Raw genomic sequence first — 18,011 nt, 5'->3', positions numbered from 1 at the left:
CGGCACCGCCTCCACGGTCCAGGTGCGCTCGGTGCCGTCCGCGGCCGTCACCGTGTACGTCTGCGGCCCGCGGAAGTCCCGGCGGGTGCCGGACCGCGGGCTGACCGTCGCTCCCTCGCCGACCCACAGCCTCGGGGCGAGGTGCCGCAGGTTCGCGCGGGGCTCCATCGGCAGGACGACCCTGCTCGTCTCCTCGCTGACGACCGCGTGGCCCTGCTGCCCGCGTGCCGTGGCGTCCACGATCGACGCGGGGCTCTCGGGGTAGGCGGCCAGCAGCCGGTCGTACTCCGCCCGCGTCACCGGGATCACCGTGCCGTGCCGCGGGCTCGCGGGGAGCTGGTAGTCGGTCGACGGCGTCCAGCTGCCCGAGTCGAGGTCGGTGGTCTCGAACGGGAGGTAGCCGCGGCCGCCGTACTCGTCGACGAACAGGTACCACTTCTTCTCGGTGTTGGACCTGAACACCGTCGGCCCCTCGCCGCGGGCCATCGCGCCGCTGCCGATGCAGTCGGAGACGAAGTCGTACGAGGTGTCGGTCAGGGACGTCGCCTTCTCGCCGGTGATGAACTTCGAGCAGGGCGAGCCGGAGGACGGGTCGCGCTCGTCCTTGGTGTAGCGGTAGTAGGTGTCCTTGTGCTTGACCACGGTCGAGTCGATGACCGAGTAGCCCGGGTCGTTCCAGACCTTCGGCTCGCTGAAGGTGCGGAAGTCCCTCGTGGTCGCGTAGAGCATCCTGTTGTACGTCGAGCCGGTGTGGTCCGGGTCGTCGTCGGCGTAGAGCTTGGACGCCCAGAAGACGACGTACGCGTCCAGCTCGTCGTCCCAGTAGGCCTCCGGCGCCCAGGTGTTGCCCGCGTTGCCCGGGGAGACCTCCACCAGGCGCTGGTCGGTCCAGTGGACCAGGTCGGTGGACTCCCAGACCATGATCGACCTGCTGCCGTGCCGCTGGACCTCGTCCCAGCTGCCGCTGCTGCCGCGGTACATCCGCAGGTCGGTGGCGATCATGTAGAACCGGTCGCCCTCGGGGGAGCGGATCACGAACGGGTCGCGCAGGCCCTTCTCGCCGATCGTGGAGGTCAGCACCGGCTTGCCGGAGTTCAGCTCGCGCCAGTGCAGGGCGTCGTTGCCGCGGCTGAGGGCGTAGCGGATCTGTTCGCCGTCGGCGGTGCCCTCACCGGTGAAGTAGGCGAAGAGATAACCGGCGTACGCGGGCTTCTTCAGGGGTGGCGCTCCGGAGTGCGCGGTGCCCGAAGGGGCGGCCGACAGGGCGAGGAGGAGGGCGAGGAAGGGGATCAGAAGCGTGCGACGGACGGTGTGGCGGCGCATGGCACTTCCTGTGGGAGTCTGAGGGTTTCTGTTGGATGGCGTGCCCTCGGAGTGTCACCAGCGGGAAGCGGGGCGTCAACGGGACGGCGGGGCCCGAAAGTTTCGGCCCGGCCGGGAGGGGAATATCGGCCCGGTCGGCAGAAGAACAGGGGAACGCCCCCGCCCGGTCGTCACCGGCGGGGGCGTTCGACGGGCCGGCCGAGTGGGGGCTCGGACGGCGCACCGGCCCGGGGGGCGGGCCGGCGGATCAGGGGCGTTCGGCGATCACTCGTAGCGGATGTCCGAGCCCGTGAAGTCGCACGTCCTGCCGTACGGGCCGACCGGGGAGAGCTTCTTGGGCTCCTTGCCGGTGCTGTTGCCCTGGAAGCGGACGCAGGTCTCGATCTTCTTCTTGCTGTCGCCGTGGACGCGTACGTTGCGCAGGGACGCCGTGTCGCCGTAGTTCTCGTTGATGCCGACGATCGACTTGCCGGGCGCGGTGATGTCCACGTCGTTGATGACGATCGTGCGCTTGTACTGCTTCTTGCAGTTGCCGCACGAGCGCACCAGCTTGCCGAAGTTCTCGACCTGGAACTTCGAGACGACGAGCTTGCCCGCGCCGTTGAACTGGAGCACCTTGTCGTCGGCGTTCCTCGCGCCGCCGCCGTCCACCGTGTACACCGCCGAGGCCGACGTGCCCTTGAAGCTGGCGGCGTCCTCGCCGACGTCCAGCCACCACACGTTCTGCAGCGTGCAGGAGCCCTTGCAGTGGACGCCGTCGGCGGCCGGGGTGCCGATGATGACGTTCTTCAGCGTGGCGCCGTCCGCCAGCTCGAAGACCGGGTCCTGGCCCTCGTCCTGGCTGTCGCCGCCCAGGGCGCCGGTGCCGTAGAACTTCTTCATCCCGCCGTCGTAGGTCCCCTTGACCGGGATCGTCGACGAGACGGGCTTGCTGCCGGTGTCCTTGGGCCAGGACGACGCGGCACCCGCGGTGGACAGCATCGTCGTGGTGACGATCGCCGCACCCGTGAGTCCGAGGGCGGCGGTGCCCGCGATCACCGCCCGCCGCTTGGTGACCCGGCGGCGGTGGCGGACGCGCTGTTCAGCTCGTGCAGTCATGCCCATGTTCCTTGCGTGGGGAGAGGATCTTTGCGCTTCCTGGTCGCCACGGGTGCGGAAAGGGTTGCCGTGCCTTCAAGGTCTTTTCACGGACGGGGCGCGAAGTCGCCCTCCACCGAGAGCCGTTCGGACGGGGCGGTGGCCGTCGCGCCATAGCGGTCGGCGCGTGCGTCCCGGCCGCCGCGCTCGTGGTTGTACTGCCCCGCGAACAGCCACTCGCCCGCCGGGACCGTACGTCCCTGCTTGAGCGTCCACCGGTAGACGAGGAAGCCGTCCCGCTCGTCGACCGTGAACGTGAAGTCGTCCTCGGGCAGGGAACGCCAGGCGCCGGTGGAGGTGACCGAGCCGGTCTGCGCCACCTTCAGCTCGACGGTGAGCGCGGTCAGGGGTTCACCGGTCTTCAGGGTGACGTTGCTCTGTGCCCAGAAGTCGTTGCTGTGCGGGTCCACCGAGCCGTCCGACCACAGCGGGCCGTCCTCGACGGCGGAGGCGGGCGGCCGGGCGGTCGCGGTCGCCGTCGAGGACGGCGGCGAGGAGGACGCGGGGGTGTCCGGGGCCGTCGACCCGGGCGGGGTGCTCGGCGTCGGGTCGGCCGGCGGGACGGGCGCCCGGCTGGTGGTGCCGTCCGGGGACGGCGTGGGGGTCGGCGAGGCGGCGACCGAGCGCTGCGGGGGAGCGTCGTCCTTCACGGCGGACGCGACCGCGTAGCCGCCGATCGCCAGCACGCCCGCCACCGCGGCCGTCGCACCGGCCACCCGTGCCCAGCCCAGCAGCGGCGGTCGCGTCGCCCGGTGGAGCCCGGGGCGTTCCTGCCCGGCCATGCCGCGCTCGACCCGGGCCAGGATGCGCGCCCGGTCGGGCTCGTGCGCGCCGGCCGCCTCGTGCAGCCGGGCGCGCAGCTCCTCGTCCACGTCCCGCTGCCCGGTCATCGGTTCCTTCCCACGGCCTCACCGCTGCGCGCGATCACCGCGTGCACCTGCTTCGGAGCTCCCTGCGTCCCGAGCAGCCGCTGCAGTTCGGCCACTCCCTTCGACGTCTGGCTCTTCACCGTACCCACCGAGACGCCCAGGGCGAGCGCCGTGTCCTTCTCGGAGAGGTCGAACGCGTGGCGCAGCACCACGCACGCCCGCTTGCGGAACGGCAGCCGGCGCAGCGCCTCCTGCACGTCCACCACCCCCGCGACGTCCGGGTTCTCCGTCTTCTCCTCGCGCTGCGACCAGAACAGGGCGATCCGCCTGCGCTCGCGCACGGCGGTGCGGATGCGGGTACGGGCGAGGTTGGCGACGACACCGCGGGCGTACGCCGCCGGATGGTCGGCCGCGCGCACCCGGTCCCAGCGGTGCCACAGGGCCAGCAGGGCGTCGGCCGCGAGGTCGTCGGCGGCGTCCGGTTCGCCCGTCAGCAGATGGGCGAGCCGGGCCAGTTCGGCGTAGTGGCGCTCGAAGAAGGCGTGGAACTCCACGGAGGCGGCGTCGTCGACGACTGTGCCCACGGGCGGACTCTCCTCGCAGCGGCTTCCCCGGCGTCGAACGGCCGTGCGCCGGGCCGGAACCCGGAACTGTAGCAGCGTCCGACGCACCGCCCGTACGGTGCGTCGAACGCCGTGTGACAGGCCGAACCCGCCGAGGTGTTGCCCATGGAGTCAGCCCTTGAGCGCCGCCTCCATCATCGCCCTGGCCACCGGGGCCGCCAGCCCGTTGCCGCTGACCTCGGAGCGGGCCGCGTCGGACTGCTCGACGACGACCGCCACGGCGACCTCCTCGTCCGAGGAGTCGGACTTGGCGTACGAGGTGAACCAGGCGTACGGGGTCTTGCTGTTGTTCTCGCCGTGCTGAGCCGTGCCCGTCTTGCCGCCCACGGTCGCGCCGGAGATCCGCGCGTTCGACCCCGTGCCCTCCTCGACGACGGTCCGCATGGCCGACTGCAGCTGCTGTGCGGTGGAGGAGCTGACGATCCGCTTCGAGTCCGCGTCGGTGTGGTCCTCCAGGACGTCGCCGCCGCTGTCGGTGATCTGCGACACCATGTGCGGCGAGACCAGCTCGCCGCCGTTGGCGAGGGCCGCCGAGACCATCGCCATCTGGAGCGGGGTCGCCGTCACGTCGAACTGGCCGATGCCCGTCAGGGCCGTCGACGACCGGTCCATGTCCTTCGGGTACACGCTGGTGGAGGCCCGCACCGGCACGTCCTGCGACGCGTCGTTGAAGCCGAACCTCTCGGCCGTCGCCCGCAGCTTGTCCTGGCCGAGGTCGACGGCCATCTTCGCGAAGACGTTGTTGCACGAGTACTGCAGCCCGGTGCGGATCGTGGCGTTCTCGCACGGGGCGGCGGGGTTCTCGTTCGACAGGTCCGTCACGGTGCCCGGCAGCCGGTACGGGTCCGGGCTGTCGGTCTTCTCGTCCACCGACGAATACAGCCCGTCCTCCAGCGCGGCCGCCGCCACGACCAGCTTGAACGTCGAGCCCGGCGGCAGTGGCTGGCGCAGCGCGCGGTTGGTCAGCGGCTTGTCCGGGTCCGCGGTGAGCTTCTTCCACGCCTCACCCGCGGTGTTGGCGTCCGTGAGCGCCGTCGGGTCGTACGACGGGGTCGACACGACCGCCAGGATCCTGCCCGTCCTCGGGTCGATCGCGACGGCGGCGCCCTTGGTCTCGCCCAGCGCCTCGAACCCGGCCTTCTGCACGTCCGGGTCGATCGTCGTCACCACGTTGCCCGGCTCGGCCCGCGTGCCGGTGACCGTGTCCATCACGGTTCTCAGCCGCGGGTCGGTGCCGTTGAGCACGTCCTGGTAGATGCCCTCCAGCTGCGTCGGCGCGTACGCCTGCGAGGCGTAGCCCGTCACCGACGCGTACAGCCTGCCGTCCTCGTACGTGCGCTTGTACGCGAGGTCGCCGCCCTCCGTCGACGCCGAGCCGGTGACCGACCGTCCGGCCACGATGATGTTCCCGAGCGGCTCCGCGTACGTCTCGATCGCGTTGCGCCGGTTGTCCTTGTCGTCCGCGAGCGCCCGGCCCTCGTAGAACTGCACCCAGGTCGCCCTGACCAGCAGAGCGAACACCAGGAGCAGCGTGAAGACCGATGCGCGCCTGATCGTCTTGTTCATCCCGCCCACAGGACGAACGGGCGGGGGCGAAACGTTCCCGTGCGCCCGTTTTCTCATCGTCCGTTCATGAAACCGGCGCCACCGGACGGGCTCGCGGCTCAGCCCGCGAGGTGCAGCACGACCTCGTCGATCTCCTCGCCCCGGGCCCGGGCGAAACCCCGGGCGTGGGCGCTGGTCACGAAGCCGCACTTCTCCAGCACGCGCCGGGACCCGGCGTTGTCCGCCGCCGCCCGCGCGTACAGCGGGCGGTCCGTCACCTCGGCGAGCAGGGCCCGCAGCGCCGCCGTGGCCACGCCCCGCCCCCAGTAGGCCCGGTCGACCCAGTACGTCACCTCGCGCTCGCCCGGCTCCCCGTACACCGCCGCGCTGCCGATGACGTCACCGTCGCCGAGGATGGTCCGTACGACGTCGGACGACGCCCGGATCTTCCTCCAGTGGGCCTCGAAGGCGTCCCGGTCGGCCGGATCCGCAGGGGTGAAGGCCGCCATGCGCAGGGCCTCGGGATCGTTCATCTGCCGGAAGAAGACGGGCAGATCGCTGTCGTGTACCTCGCGCAGTGCGATGAGCATGGCTCAGAGCCTACGCGTGGCCAGTGTCAGCCGGTCCCGCGCGTCGAACAGCGCGTCCTTCACCATCTGCTCGTGCGCGGGCGTCAGCCGCGCCACCGGTACCGAGCAGCTGATCGCGTCCCGCGCGGGGGTGCGGTAGGGGACCGCCACGCCGAAGCAGCGCAGCCCCAGCGTGTTCTCCTCGCGGTCCACGGCGAAGCCCTGCTCCCGCACCTGGTGCAGCTCCTCGATGAGCTTCTCCCGGTCGGTGATGGTGTGCTCGGTCAGCGCGGGGAGCGTCTCCGGCAGCATCTTGCGGACCTGCTCGTCGGTGTACGTGCTCAGCAGTGCCTTGCCCAGCGACGTCGAGTGCGCCGGCAGCCGGCGGCCGACCCGGGTGAAGGGACGCAGGTAGTGCTGCGACTGGCGGGTGGCGAGGTAGACGACGTTCGTGCCGTCCAGCCGGGCGAGGTGGATGGTCTCCGTGGTGTCGTCGGAGAGCCGGTCCAGCGTCGGGCGTGCCGCCGCGACCACCTCGTCGCCGTCGATGTACGAGGTACCGACCAGCAGCGCCCGTACGCCGATGCCGTACCGCGTGCCCGTCGCGTCCGTCTCCACCCAGCCGAGCTCGACCAGCGTGCGCAGCAGCATGTAGAGACTGGACTTGGGATAGCCGACGGCCTCCTGGACCGACGCGAGGGAGTGCATGCCGGGGCGTCCGGCGAAGTACTCGAGCAGTTCAACCGTCCGCACGGCGGACTTGACCTGCGCTCCGCCCCCCGTCTCGCCAGCCGACATCGCCCTTGACCCCTTCGTTCGACGAGAAGCTGAAGATATAGTCTCCAACAGCATATTCATCATCAGAGACAGCGTTCAGTATATCGAACGAGTCCGATGCAGAGCACGTTTTCCGATGCAGAGCACGTGGAGGGACCCGCGGTGGCAGCAGCACCAGTCTGGAGTGTCGACCCCCGTACCGGGAAGCAGCGCGAACAGGTCGCGGTGGAAGCCACGGCCCACGAAGTGGACGCCGTCGTGCGCGCCGCGCAGGCCGCCCGGGACGCCCTCGCCGACCGCACCGTCCGCGCGGCCTTCCTGCGCAGCGCCGCCGACGAGCTGAAGGCGGCCGAGAGCACGCTCGTCGAGGTGGCCGACGCGGAGACCGCGCTCGGCCCGGTCCGGCTCACCGGCGAACTCGCCCGCACCTGCTACCAGCTGCGTGCCTTCGCCGACATCGTCGACGAGGGCGAGTTCCTCGGCGTCGTCGTCAACCACCCCGACGACACCGCGACCCCGCCGATCCCGGACCTGCGCCGCTACAAGGTGCCCCTCGGCGTCGTCGCCGTCTACTCGGCCTCCAACTTCCCCTTCGCCTTCTCCGTCGCCGGCGGTGACACCGCGAGCGCGCTCGCGGCCGGCTGCCCGGTCGTCGTCAAGGCCCACCCCGACCACCCGGCGCTGTCCGAGCTGGTCGCCAAGGTGCTGCGCCGCGCCGCCGCCCGGCACGACCTCCCCGAGGGCGTCCTCGGCCTGGTGCACGGCTTCGAGGCCGGCATCGAACTGATCAAGCACCCGCTGGTCGCCGCGGCCGGCTTCACCGGGTCCATCCGCGGTGGCCGCGCGCTGTTCGACGCGGCGGCGGCGCGTCCGGTCCCGATCCCCTTCCACGGCGAGCTGGGTTCGCTGAACCCGGTCGTCGTCACGGAGGCGGCGGCCGCCGAGCGGGCGGAGGCGATCGGCGCGGGGCTGGCCGGGTCGATGACGCTGGGCGTCGGTCAGTTCTGCGTGAAGCCCGGCCTGGTCCTCGTGCCGTCCGGTGCCGCCGGTGACGGCCTGGTCAAGTCCCTCACCGACGTGGTCGGCGGCACCGACGCCGGTGTGCTGCTCGACCACCGCATGCGGGACAACTTCGTGGCCGGGGTCGCCGAGCGCGCGGCGCTGCCCGACGTGGAGGCTCCGGTGACGCCGGGCTCGGGCGGCGAGCACACCGTCAGCGCCGGCTTCCTCACCGTGCCGGCCGGGCGGCTGGCCGCGGAGGGCGAGCACGACCTGCTCCTGGAGGAGTGCTTCGGGCCGGTGACCGTGGTCGCCCGTTACGAGGACGAGACCGAGGTGCGGGGCGTGCTGTCCCGGCTGCCGGGCAACCTCACGGCGACCGTGCAGCTCTCCGCCGAGGAGGCGGCCGGCCAGGGGCGCGGGGCGGAGATCCTCGCGGAGCTGACGCCGCTCGCCGGACGCGTGCTGGTCAACGGCTGGCCGACGGGGGTCGCGGTGGCGGCGGCCCAGCACCACGGAGGCCCTTACCCGGCCACGACGTCGACGTCCACGTCGGTGGGCGGGACGGCGATCGAGCGGTGGCTGCGGCCGGTCGCCTATCAGGGGGCGCCGGAAGCGCTGCTGCCGCCGGAGCTGCGGGACGACAACCCGCTGGGGCTTCCCCGCCGGTTCAACGGAGTTCTCGAGCGGTAACGCCGTGCGGCCTGCGGCCGAGCTGTGCCCGGAGTGCTTCCCGGCCCCGATACCACCGTCTGCACGGTGGCCAGGGCCGGGGCACTCCAGCGACGGCAACTCCTTCACCGCGTGGGGCAGTTCCGTGACGTACGACCTCCTGGAGTTCCGGGGAGGACCGGCCGGCCGACCTGCGCGACGGAAGCCGACGCAACCGGACGCCTCGGTTCCCGCGTCCTCCGGTGCATGATCAACGACCGTGTGACCGGCAACCGGGTGATCCGCAGCGCCGTGTCCGCCGAGGTGGAGACCATCGCCGCACTGCACTCCCGCGCGCGGGCGACCTACTACCCCGACGGGCCGCCCGACGACGGCCACGACTGGCTCGCCTCCTGGCGCGGCGCCCTCGCGCGGCCCGAAGGGCACGTGCTGTGCGCCGTGGAGCGGGGAAGCGTCGTCGCCGTCGCCTCCTTCCGGGTTCCGGAGGGCGGCCCGGCGGACTCGGTCAAGCTGTTCCAGTTCCACGTCGACCCCGACCACTGGCGCTCCGGCATCGGTACCGCCCTGCACGCGGCCTGCGTGGAGCAGTGGCGGGCCGACGGCAGGCGGACGGCCGTCCTGGACGTGCACGTCGACAACCGGCGCGCCCAGGCCTTCTACGCCCGCCGGGGCTGGGTCCCCGACCCGGAGAACCCGCCGGCGCGGGGTGACCACCACCTGTTCCTGCGCTTCGACGTGCCGGGGGAATGAGACCGACCGGTCGAAGGTTCACGCCCCAGGGCCAAGAAGGCCTCCGCAGCCGTACGACCTGGAGAAGAGCCGAGACATGCGCGTCGAGATCTGGAGCGACATCGCCTGCCCGTGGTGCTACGTGGGCAAGGCCCGCTTCGAGAAGGCGCTGGCTGCCTTCCCGCACCGCGACGGGGTCGAGGTGGTGCACCGGTCGTTCGAGCTGGACCCGGGGCGGGCCAAGGACGACGTCCAGCCCGTGCTGACGATGCTCACCGCCAAGTACGGCATGAGCGAGGCGCAGGCGCAGGCCGGTGAGGACAACCTCGGCGCGCAGGCCGCCGCCGAGGGCCTGGACTACCGCACCCGGGACCGCGACCACGGCAGCACCTTCGACATGCACCGGCTGCTGCACCTCGCCAAGGAGCAGGACCGGCAGGAGGCGCTGCTGGACGCCCTCTACCGGGCCAACTTCGCCGACGAGCGCTCGGTCTTCAACGACGACGAGCGGCTCGTGGAACTGGCCGTGGCCGCCGGGCTGGACGCGGACGCCGCCCGCCGCGTGCTCGCCGATCCCACCGCCTACGCCGACGACGTGCGCGCCGACGAGCGCGAGGCCGCGCAGCTCGGCGCCACGGGAGTGCCGTTCTTCGTGCTCGACCGCGCCTACGGCGTCTCCGGCGCCCAGCCCGCCGAGGTCTTCGCCCAGGCGCTGACGCAGGCCTGGGGCGAGCGCACGCCGCTGAAGATCGTCGACGGCGGGGACGGGGCCGCGGACGCGTGCGGCCCGGACGGCTGCGCGGTGCCGCAGGACTGAAAAGCCCAGGTGGCGGGGCTCGCATAAGCAGTACTTGGGGATATCGCGCAGAAATACGCGATGGACGGGGAGGTCCCGGGGCCGCACAGTGGTGCCATGGAGAGCTTCGAGACCCTCGTCCGTGCCGAGTTCGATCCGAAGACCACGTACCTGAACACCGCCAGCACCGGCCTGCTCCCCGCCCGTACCCTCGCGGCGATGCGTGACGCGGCTCAGTCCGCGGCGGCCGGGCAGCCCCTCGACATGTTCGCCGACGTCGAGGCGTGCCGGTCCGCCTTCGCCCGGCTCCTCGGTGTCCCCGCCACCCGGGTCGCGGCCGGGGCGTCGGTCGCCACCTACAGCGGGCTCGTCGCGGCCGCACTGCCCGCGGGTGCCGAAGTCCTCACCGCGGAGGCCGACTTCAGCTCCCTGGTGAACCCGCTCCACATGCGGGGCGATCTGAAGGTGCGCAGCGTGCCGCTGGAGCGGATCGCCGAGTCGGTGGGGCCGGGCACCGCCCTCGTCGCGGTCAGTTCCGTGCAGTCCGCCGACGGGCGGATCGCCGACCTCGCGGCGCTGCGGGACGCCGCCCGGGCGCACGGCGCGCGGACGCTGGTCGACGCCTCCCAGTCGAGCGGGTGGCTGCCGCTGGCCGCGGACGACTTCGACTACGTGGTCGCCGTCGCCTTCAAGTGGGTGCTGTGCCCGCGCGGCGTCGCCTTCCTCGTCGTCCCGGAGGACCTGGGCGGACTGACGCCGCTGTTCGCCGGGTGGGCGTCGGGCGAGCACCCCTGGGACAGCTGCTACGGCCCCGTCGCGGAACTCGCCCACTCCGCGCGGCGCTTCGACGAGAGCCCCGCCCTCTTCTCCTACACGGGCGCCCGGCACTCCCTGGCCCTGATCGAGGAACTCGGCGTGGACGCCGTGCACGCCCACGACACCGCCCTCGCCGACCGGTTCCGCGAGGGCCTGGCCTCCCTGGGCCACCAGGTGGTCCCCGCGCCGGGGTCGGCGATCGTCTCCGTGCCCGGGCTCGGCCACCGCCAGGGCGAGTTGAGCCGGGCGGGCGTGCAGGTCTCGGACCGGGCGGGAAACCTGCGGGCCGCGTTCCACCTCTACAACACGGCGGCGGACGTCGACCGGCTGCTGGACGTGCTGGCGGGCTGAGGACGGCCGGGCCGAGGACAGCCGGGGCGAGAAGCCGGGCCGGGAGGTCGGGCCGGGACAGTATCGGGCAGGGGCCTCCCGTCCCACACGAGAAGGCCCCTGCCCGAGTTCAGCGGCGGTCACTTCACCGGCGTGAAGTCCCGTGCCCCGATGAACTCCGGCCGCCGGATCGGCGCCGCGAACGGCTCGACCGCCGTGTTCTCCACGCTGTTGAACACGATGAACACGTTGCTGCGCGGGAACGGCGTGATGTTGTCGCCGGAACCGTGCATGCAGTTGCAGTCGAACCAGGTCGCCGAGCCGGCCTTGCCGGTGAACAGCTTGATGCCGTACTCCGAGGCCATCCTCGTCAGCGCCTCGTCGGACGGCGTCCCCGCGTCCTGCATCTGCAGGGACTTCTTGTAGTTGTCCTTCGGCGTGGCCCCCGCGCACCCGAGGAACGTCTTGTGCGACCCCGGCATGATCATGAGACCGCCGTTGGTGTCGTAGTTCTCGGTGAGCGCGATCGAGACCGAGATCGTGCGCATGTTCGGCAGGCCGTCCTCGGCGTGCCAGGTCTCGAAGTCCGAGTGCCAGTAGAAGCCGCTGGCACCGAAGCCCGGCTTGACGTTGATCCGCGACTGGTGGACGTAGACGTCCGAGCCGAGGATCTGCCGGGCCCTGCCGACCACCCGCTCGTCGCGCACCAGATTCGCGAACACCTCGCTGATCCTGTGCACCTCGAAGACGGACCGGATCTCCTGGGACTGCGGCTCCACGATCGAGCGTTCGTCCGCCCGGATGGCCGGGTCGGTGACGAGCCGCTCCAGCTCCCGCTGGTAGACGGCGACCTCGTCCGGCCCGATGAGCCGGTCGATGGCGAGGAAGCCGTCGCGGTCCAGCGCCTGGAGGTCACCGGCCGACACGGGACCGGGGGTGTCGGGGCTGCCCCAGACCACCGGGTCCTGCCGGGGAGTGGCCATCTCGGTGGCACCGCGGGTGGGGTAGAGATCGGTGATGTTCGTGGTCGTGATGGTCACGGTGACTCACACCTCCTCGGTGAGCAGCGGGTAGACGCCGTTCTCGTCGTGGTCCTCCCGTCCGGTCACGGGCGGGTTGAAGACGCAGATGCAGTGGAAGTCCTCCTTGACCTTGAGCGTGTGCCGCTCATGGCCGTTCAGGAGGTACATCGTGCCCGGCGTGATGTGGTACGTCTTCCCCGTCTCACGGTCGGTCAGTTCGGCGTCGCCCTTGGTGCAGACGACGGCCTCGATGTGGTTGGCGTACCACATGGACGTCTCCGTACCCGCGTACAGAATCGTCTCGTGCACGGAGAAGCCGACCTTCTCCTTGGCGAGGACGATGCGCTTGCTCTCCCACGTGCCGGACGCCGATTTCACGTGCCGGTCGGTGCCTTCGATCTCCTTGAACGAACGGACGATCACGGTGCTGCGATGCCTCCTAGGTGAAGGATGTGCAAGGGTCCCCGGGGCCCCCGGCCGCACGGGCCGAAGGCCCCGGAAGCAGGTGTCGGGTCAGACGGTCTCGCGGACGGCCCGGGCGAGGGTCTTGAGCCCCTCGTCCAGCTCGTCGGGCGTCACGGTGAGCGCCGGGAGCAGCTTGACGACCTCGCTCTCGGGCCCGGACGTCTCGATGAGCAGCCCGAGCTCGAAGGCGCGCTTGGCGACCTTCCCCGCGCGCTCCTTGTCGTGGAACTCCAGGCCCCAGACCAGTCCGCGGCCCCGGTACTCCTTGACGTCGGCGAGGTTCTCCTCGGTGATGGCGATCATGTGCTGTTCGACCTGCTCACCGCGGGTGCGGGTCTGCTTCTCCATCGCCGGCCCGTCGGCCCAGTAGGCCTCCAGCGCGGCGGTCGCCGTCACGAAGGCGGGGTTGTTGCCGCGGAAGGTGCCGTTGTGCTCGCCCGGCTCCCACACGTCCAGCTCGGGCTTGAACAGGCACAGCGACATGGGCAGGCCGTAGCCGCTGATCGACTTGGATACGGTGACGATGTCCGGGGTGATGCCCGCCTCCTCGAAGGAGAAGAAGGCGCCGGTACGGCCGCAGCCCATCTGGATGTCGTCGACGATGAGCAGCATGTCCTGGCGCGCGCACAGCTCGGACAGGGCGCGCAGCCACTCGGGCCGGGCGACGTTGATGCCGCCCTCGCCCTGCACGGTCTCGACGATCACGGCGGCCGGCTTGTTGAGGCCGGAGCCCTGGTCCTCCAGGAGCCGCTCGAACCAGAGGAAGTCCTCGACGGTGCCGTCGAAGTAGTTGTCGAACGGCATGGGCGTGCCGTGCACCAGCGGGATGCCGGCACCGGCCCGCTTGAAGGCGTTGCCGGTCACGGCGAGCGAGCCGAGCGACATGCCGTGGAAGGCGTTGGTGAACGACACGATCGACTCGCGTCCCTTCACCTTCCGCGCCAGCTTCAGCGCGGACTCCACGGCGTTGGTGCCCGTCGGACCCGGGAACATGACCTTGTAGGGCAGGTCGCGGGGCCGCAGGACGATGTTCTGGAACGTCTCCAGGAAGCGGCGCTTGGCGGTGGTCGACATGTCGAGCCCGTGCGTGACGCCGTCCCGTTCCAGGTAGTCGATCAGCGCCCGTTTCAGGACGGCGTTGTTGTGCCCGTAGTTGAGCGAACCCGCTCCGGCGAAGAAGTCGAGGTACTCGTGGCCGTCCTCGTCGTACATGCGGCTGCCGTGCGCACGGTCGAAGACGGTGGGCCAGCCGCGGCAGTAACTGCGCACCTCGGACTCGACGGTTTCGAAGACGCTGAGGTCGGGCTGGGTGATGGTCACGACGAATCGCTCCTCGTGGGGTGAGGGTGGGAGAGGAAGGTCGTACGGATCCGGCGGAACCGGCGCGGTCCCGGCCGGGAAGTCTGGGGCGCCGGACGATCAGAGGTGCGGGTCCGGCCGTCCGGAGGGCCGGGCGTCAGAGGCCGGTGGCGGACAGGGGTCCGATGCGGTACAGGACCTCGGGCTCGTGCGGCCCGTCGGGGAACAGACCCGTGTCGAACAGCACCTCGCGCTCCAGCCGGGCGCCGTGCCGCTCGGCGAACGAGGTGAACAACCGCTGGGACGCGGTGTTGTCGGGGGAGATCGTGGTCTCCACGGTCGCCGTCCCGCACTCCGCGACAGTCCGGGCGGCCAGCTCGTCGAGCAGTGCAGCCGCGAGCTTTCGTCCACGGTAAGCCTCGTCCACCGCGACCTGCCACACGAGCAGCGTGTCCGGCCGGTCCGGCCGCAGGTAGCCGGTGACGAAGCCGACCGGCACGCCGTGCCCGTCGCGGGCGACGGCCGACGTGGCCGCGAAGTCACGGCACCAGAGCAGATAGCTGTAGGACGAGTTCAGGTCGAGGACCTTGGAATCCCTCGCTATCCGCCACAGGGCGGCTCCGTCGGCGACTTCCGGGCGATCGATTCGCAGGTCTGCTTGCGCGGCGGTCATGCAAATTGAATTTACCCAGTGGAATTAAAAAATGCATCGCCGGAAGGGGTTACGTATGGGCGCGTGATGTGTTATCGCGCGGGCGCGTGCTTCCGCGCGAGAGGGCGGCGATTTGGTGGTAAATGACCGGTGTATAAAGTGCAAAACGGACTGCATGTGCAACGGGTCACAATCATGTAACCCGTCGGGGCGTGCCCCCGGACCCGACGTCCGGGCTTCAGGAAATCGATGGGTTTAGGGTCACGGAAACCGGGCAGGAGAATACTGGGAGTTTGTCTGGGGTAATTACCGAATTCACTTTCCGTGAGCTCCGGTAATTACCTCGAATTCACGCTCCCGCAAAGCCGGTGGCGGAGCGCCGGTCCCAGGCGCCCTCGACGGCCCGACGGGCCGCCTCCGGGTCGGTCGTGAAGCCCTTCTCGGCCAGCGCGGCACCCAGTGCCGCCAGACAGCCCCGCACGGTCCCGGGCGTCGCGTCCGGCCCGTAGTGGTTGACGCGGATCATCTCCTTGGCCAGCGCGCCCCCGCCCGCGGCCAGCGGCAGCGCCGGGTCGGACTCCAGCGCCCGGGCCACCAGCTGGGAGGCGTCCAGGTCCGAGGGGACCCGCAGGGTCGTCGCCACCGGCGCCGCCTCGCGGGCCTCGTGCACGTACGGCTCCAGGCCGCCGCCCAGCGCGAGCGCACCGGCCCGGGTGGCCGCCGCGGCCGACGCGTGCCGCGCCATCACGGTGTCCAGGCCCTCCGCCTCGATCCGCTCGACGCACGCCTCGAGCGCCAGCATCTCCAGCTGCGCAGGCGCGTGCAGCAGCGCCTTGCGCCCGCCGTCGATCCACCGCTCCTTCCAGTCCAGCAGGGAGAGGTACGACCGGCGCGGCGCCCGCGGGTTGGCCGCCATCCGCGCCCACGCCCGCTCGCTCACCGACACCGCCGACACCCCGGCCGGGCCGCCCATCGCCTTCTGCGCGCCGATGACGCACAGGTCCACGCCCCACGCGTCCGGCAGCACCGGCTCGGCGCCCACCGAGGCCACGGCGTCCAGGTAGAACAGCGCGCCGTGCGCCCGCACCACCTCGCCGATCTCCGCGACCGGGTTGGTGTTCCCGGTCGCCGCCTCCGCGTGCACCAGGGACACGAAGTCGATCTCCGGGTGCTCGGCGAAGGCCGCGCGGATCCCGTCGGCCGTCACGGCCGTGTGGAACGGCACGGCGAGGTCGTGCACGGTCGCGCCGCAGTCCCGCAGCCAGTTGCCGAACGTCTGCCCGTACGGGCCCGTGATGACGTTCAGCGCGACCGTGCCCGGCCCGGCGGCGGCGCGGATGGCGCCCTCCAGCGGCAGCAGCGCCTCGCCCTGCGTGATCACGACGTCCTGCTCGGTGTCGAGCAGGCGCGCGACCCGGTCCTCGATCGCGGCGAAACGGGCGGCGCTCAGCGGGGCGAGGTCCAGGAAGGGGTGGGTCACGGCGGTGCTCTCTTCACTCACGGTCAGGTGTACGACGCGTACGGAGTCGAGAGTAACCGTGCCCCTGGCCGCCACTCGCGGGGGAGGCCGTCCGTTGCGACACCCCCACGCCCGGAATCGTGGCTTCCGTCACAGCCGGAGCGGTCACCGGCTGATGGACTGTCCCTTGTGTTCTTCGTCCTCCTGCCGGCCGTCCTGGTCGCCGTGGTGTCGGCCGTCGCCCTGGCCGGCCACGGCGGCAGCGTCCTCGCCGCCCGCCCCGCCCGGGGCCCGGGTGCCGGGACCCCCCTCCACGCGCTCGCCGCTTTCGCCGGCGCGGCCGCGCTCACGGCGTACGCCTGGGGTCTGCTGCACGTGACGGGCGCCGTCATGGAGTCGAACGGCGGTGCCGACTCCGCCCCGGCGCCTCCCTGCCGCATGCCGGGCCACGAGGACCGGGCCCGCCACGTCGTCGACCAGTCGGTCTCCTTCCTCCCGCCGGGCTTCGTCTGCGAGACCTCGGACGGCGACGGGTACACCACCGACGATGTCCCCGGGTACGTCAACCCCGCCGTCGCCGTCCTGGCCCTGACCGGCGCCGGCAGCGCGATCGCGGCCGGGTACGCGACCGAGCGGCGCGCCCGCGCGGGCGGCGGCCGTGACCGGGCACTCGAACGGCCCCGGCGGCCCCGTCTAAGGTGCGGGGCATGAGCGATCGCACGGTGCTGCACGTGAAGGGTCGGGTGCTCGTCGGGCCGGAGGACGACGACGTCCGCGACGAGGTGTGGGTGATCGACGGCCGGATCTCGTACGACCGCCCCGCCGGGGCCGGTGACATCCGCACCGTCGAGGGCTGGGCGCTGCCCGGCCTGGTCGACGCGCACTGCCACGTCGGCCTCGACCAGCACGGCGCCGTCCCCGAGGACGTCGCCGAGAAGCAGGCGCTGACCGACCGTGAGGCGGGCACCCTGCTCATCCGCGACGCGGGTTCCCCCTCCGACACCCGCTGGATCGACGACCGCGAGGATCTCCCGAAGATCATCCGGGCCGGGCGGCACATCGCCCGCACCCGCCGCTACATCCGCAACTACGCCTGGGAGATCGAGCCCGAGGACCTCGTCGCGTACGTCGCCCAGGAGGCCCGGCGCGGCGACGGCTGGGTGAAGCTGGTCGGCGACTGGATCGACCGCGACCTCGGCGACCTGTCCGCCTGCTGGCCGCGCGGCGCCGTCGAGGCGGCGATCGCCGAGGCCCACCGGCTGGGCGCCCGCGTCACCGCGCACTGCTTCGCCGAGGACTCGCTGCGCGACCTGGTCGAGGCAGGCATCGACTGCGTCGAGCACGCGACCGGGCTGACGGACGACACGATCCCCCTCTTCGCCGAGCGGGGCGTCGCCATCGTGCCGACCCTGGTCAACATCGCCACCTTCCCCGCGCTCGCCGACGGCGGCGAGTCACGGTTCCCGCGCTGGTCGGCCCATATGCGCCGGCTCCACGAACGCCGTTACGACACCGTGCGCAACGCCTACGACGCCGGGGTCCCGGTCTTCGTCGGCACCGACGCGGGCGGCTCTCTGGCCCACGGCCTGGCGGCGGCCGAGGTCGGGGAACTGGTCACCGCCGGCATCCCGCCCGTCGAGGCACTGGCCGCGACGACCTGGGCCGCCCGGCGGTGGCTCGGCCGTCCCGGCCTGGACGAGGGCGCGCCGGCGGACCTGGTGGTGTACGACCAGGACCCGCGCGCGGATGTGCGCGTGCTCGGTGCTCCGCGCCGGGTGGTGCTGAACGGGCGGGTCGTCGGGTAGCCGACACGGGTGAGCCCGGGGAACACCCGTACCGGCGCATTCGAAAAGACTGGCGGAAACCCCACGAAGGGGTGAAGTGCCCTTGGATCGCTGACGGTTGGGTGTGCGCGGGGTCATTCTTTCC

Annotated in this window: 17 protein-coding genes and 1 pseudogene; 6 read left to right on the top strand and 12 right to left on the bottom strand. The window is 71.6% G+C overall.

Annotated elements, in window-relative coordinates; all coding sequences use genetic code 11:
• The 7 genes and pseudogenes from RM812_RS10570 to RM812_RS10540 all read right to left on the bottom strand — a co-directional run.
• Window positions 1–1,323 (bottom strand): annotated as a pseudogene (locus RM812_RS10570) (glycoside hydrolase family 43 protein); the annotation flags it as partial.
• Window positions 1,324–1,587: 264 nt separating this feature from the next.
• Window positions 1,588–2,421, bottom strand: a complete 834-nt coding sequence (locus RM812_RS10565) for a pectate lyase (RefSeq protein WP_311572181.1) — start codon at window positions 2,419–2,421, stop codon at window positions 1,588–1,590.
• An 86-nt stretch (window positions 2,422–2,507) separates the two neighbouring features.
• Window positions 2,508–3,350, bottom strand: coding sequence for a hypothetical protein (locus RM812_RS10560; protein ID WP_311572180.1), 843 nt, complete (start codon window positions 3,348–3,350; stop codon window positions 2,508–2,510).
• On the bottom strand, window positions 3,347–3,913 hold the full coding sequence (locus RM812_RS10555; protein WP_311572179.1) for a SigE family RNA polymerase sigma factor: 567 nt from the start codon (window positions 3,911–3,913) through the stop codon (window positions 3,347–3,349). The genes RM812_RS10560 and RM812_RS10555 overlap by 4 nt, the downstream gene beginning before the upstream one ends.
• Before the next feature lie 150 nt (window positions 3,914–4,063).
• Window positions 4,064–5,518: a peptidoglycan D,D-transpeptidase FtsI family protein gene (locus tag RM812_RS10550; RefSeq protein ID WP_311572178.1), complete on the bottom strand. Its 1,455-nt coding sequence runs from the start codon at window positions 5,516–5,518 to the stop codon at window positions 4,064–4,066.
• A gap of 98 nt (window positions 5,519–5,616) precedes the next feature.
• The gene (locus tag RM812_RS10545) at window positions 5,617–6,087 is read right to left on the bottom strand and encodes a GNAT family N-acetyltransferase (RefSeq protein ID WP_311572177.1); all 471 of its coding nucleotides are present in this window, start codon (window positions 6,085–6,087) and stop codon (window positions 5,617–5,619) included.
• Between the two features lie 3 nt (window positions 6,088–6,090).
• Window positions 6,091–6,864: an IclR family transcriptional regulator gene (locus RM812_RS10540; RefSeq protein ID WP_217144721.1), complete on the bottom strand. Its 774-nt coding sequence runs from the start codon at window positions 6,862–6,864 to the stop codon at window positions 6,091–6,093.
• 141 nt (window positions 6,865–7,005) lie between these two features.
• Between RM812_RS10540 and RM812_RS10535 the strand changes: the two genes are divergently transcribed.
• From RM812_RS10535 to RM812_RS10520, 4 genes are all read left to right on the top strand, one after another.
• Window positions 7,006–8,535 (top strand): aldehyde dehydrogenase (NADP(+)), encoded by a 1,530-nt coding sequence (locus tag RM812_RS10535; protein ID WP_311572176.1) that lies wholly within the window; start codon window positions 7,006–7,008, stop codon window positions 8,533–8,535.
• Between the two features lie 225 nt (window positions 8,536–8,760).
• Window positions 8,761–9,264 (top strand): GNAT family N-acetyltransferase, encoded by a 504-nt coding sequence (locus RM812_RS10530; RefSeq protein ID WP_311572175.1) that lies wholly within the window; start codon window positions 8,761–8,763, stop codon window positions 9,262–9,264.
• 76 nt (window positions 9,265–9,340) lie between these two features.
• Window positions 9,341–10,060, top strand: a complete 720-nt coding sequence (locus RM812_RS10525; RefSeq protein ID WP_311572174.1) for a DsbA family oxidoreductase — start codon at window positions 9,341–9,343, stop codon at window positions 10,058–10,060.
• A 60-nt stretch (window positions 10,061–10,120) separates the two neighbouring features.
• Window positions 10,121–11,206 (top strand): aminotransferase class V-fold PLP-dependent enzyme, encoded by a 1,086-nt coding sequence (locus RM812_RS10520; RefSeq protein ID WP_311572173.1) that lies wholly within the window; start codon window positions 10,121–10,123, stop codon window positions 11,204–11,206.
• A 119-nt stretch (window positions 11,207–11,325) separates the two neighbouring features.
• On the opposite strand, the gene thpD is transcribed toward RM812_RS10520, so the two are convergent.
• From thpD to RM812_RS10495, 5 genes are all read right to left on the bottom strand, one after another.
• A complete protein-coding gene (thpD, locus tag RM812_RS10515; RefSeq protein ID WP_311572172.1) occupies window positions 11,326–12,225 on the bottom strand; it encodes an ectoine hydroxylase in 900 nt (299 codons plus the stop codon).
• 6 nt (window positions 12,226–12,231) lie between these two features.
• Entirely contained in the window at window positions 12,232–12,630 is a 399-nt protein-coding gene (locus tag RM812_RS10510; RefSeq protein WP_043374438.1) for an ectoine synthase, read from the bottom strand.
• A 90-nt stretch (window positions 12,631–12,720) separates the two neighbouring features.
• On the bottom strand, window positions 12,721–13,992 hold the full coding sequence (gene ectB, locus RM812_RS10505; protein WP_311572170.1) for a diaminobutyrate--2-oxoglutarate transaminase: 1,272 nt from the start codon (window positions 13,990–13,992) through the stop codon (window positions 12,721–12,723).
• Between the two features lie 136 nt (window positions 13,993–14,128).
• Window positions 14,129–14,644, bottom strand: coding sequence for a diaminobutyrate acetyltransferase (gene ectA, locus RM812_RS10500; RefSeq protein WP_311572169.1), 516 nt, complete (start codon window positions 14,642–14,644; stop codon window positions 14,129–14,131).
• A gap of 328 nt (window positions 14,645–14,972) precedes the next feature.
• Window positions 14,973–16,103 carry a pyridoxal-phosphate-dependent aminotransferase family protein gene (locus RM812_RS10495; RefSeq protein ID WP_311572324.1) on the bottom strand — a complete coding sequence of 377 codons (1,131 nt, stop codon included), beginning with the start codon at window positions 16,101–16,103 and terminating at the stop codon, window positions 14,973–14,975.
• A 168-nt stretch (window positions 16,104–16,271) separates the two neighbouring features.
• Here RM812_RS10495 and RM812_RS10490 point away from each other — a divergent pair, with 168 nt between their 5' ends.
• Both RM812_RS10490 and RM812_RS10485 read left to right on the top strand, forming a co-directional pair.
• Window positions 16,272–16,793, top strand: a complete 522-nt coding sequence (locus RM812_RS10490; protein WP_311572168.1) for a hypothetical protein — start codon at window positions 16,272–16,274, stop codon at window positions 16,791–16,793.
• Complete coding sequence (locus tag RM812_RS10485) at window positions 16,790–17,887, top strand: amidohydrolase family protein (protein ID WP_311572167.1); 1,098 nt, start codon at window positions 16,790–16,792, stop codon at window positions 17,885–17,887. The genes RM812_RS10490 and RM812_RS10485 overlap by 4 nt, the downstream gene beginning before the upstream one ends.
• Window positions 17,888–18,011 lie beyond the last annotated feature (124 nt).

Origin of the sequence: Streptomyces lancefieldiae, from assembly GCF_031845825.1 — a bacterium.
Taxonomy (GTDB): Bacteria; Actinomycetota; Actinomycetes; order Streptomycetales; family Streptomycetaceae; genus Streptomyces; species Streptomyces lancefieldiae.
Note: the sequence above shows the minus strand (reverse complement) of the source record. Positions and strands in the feature narration are given on the sequence as shown.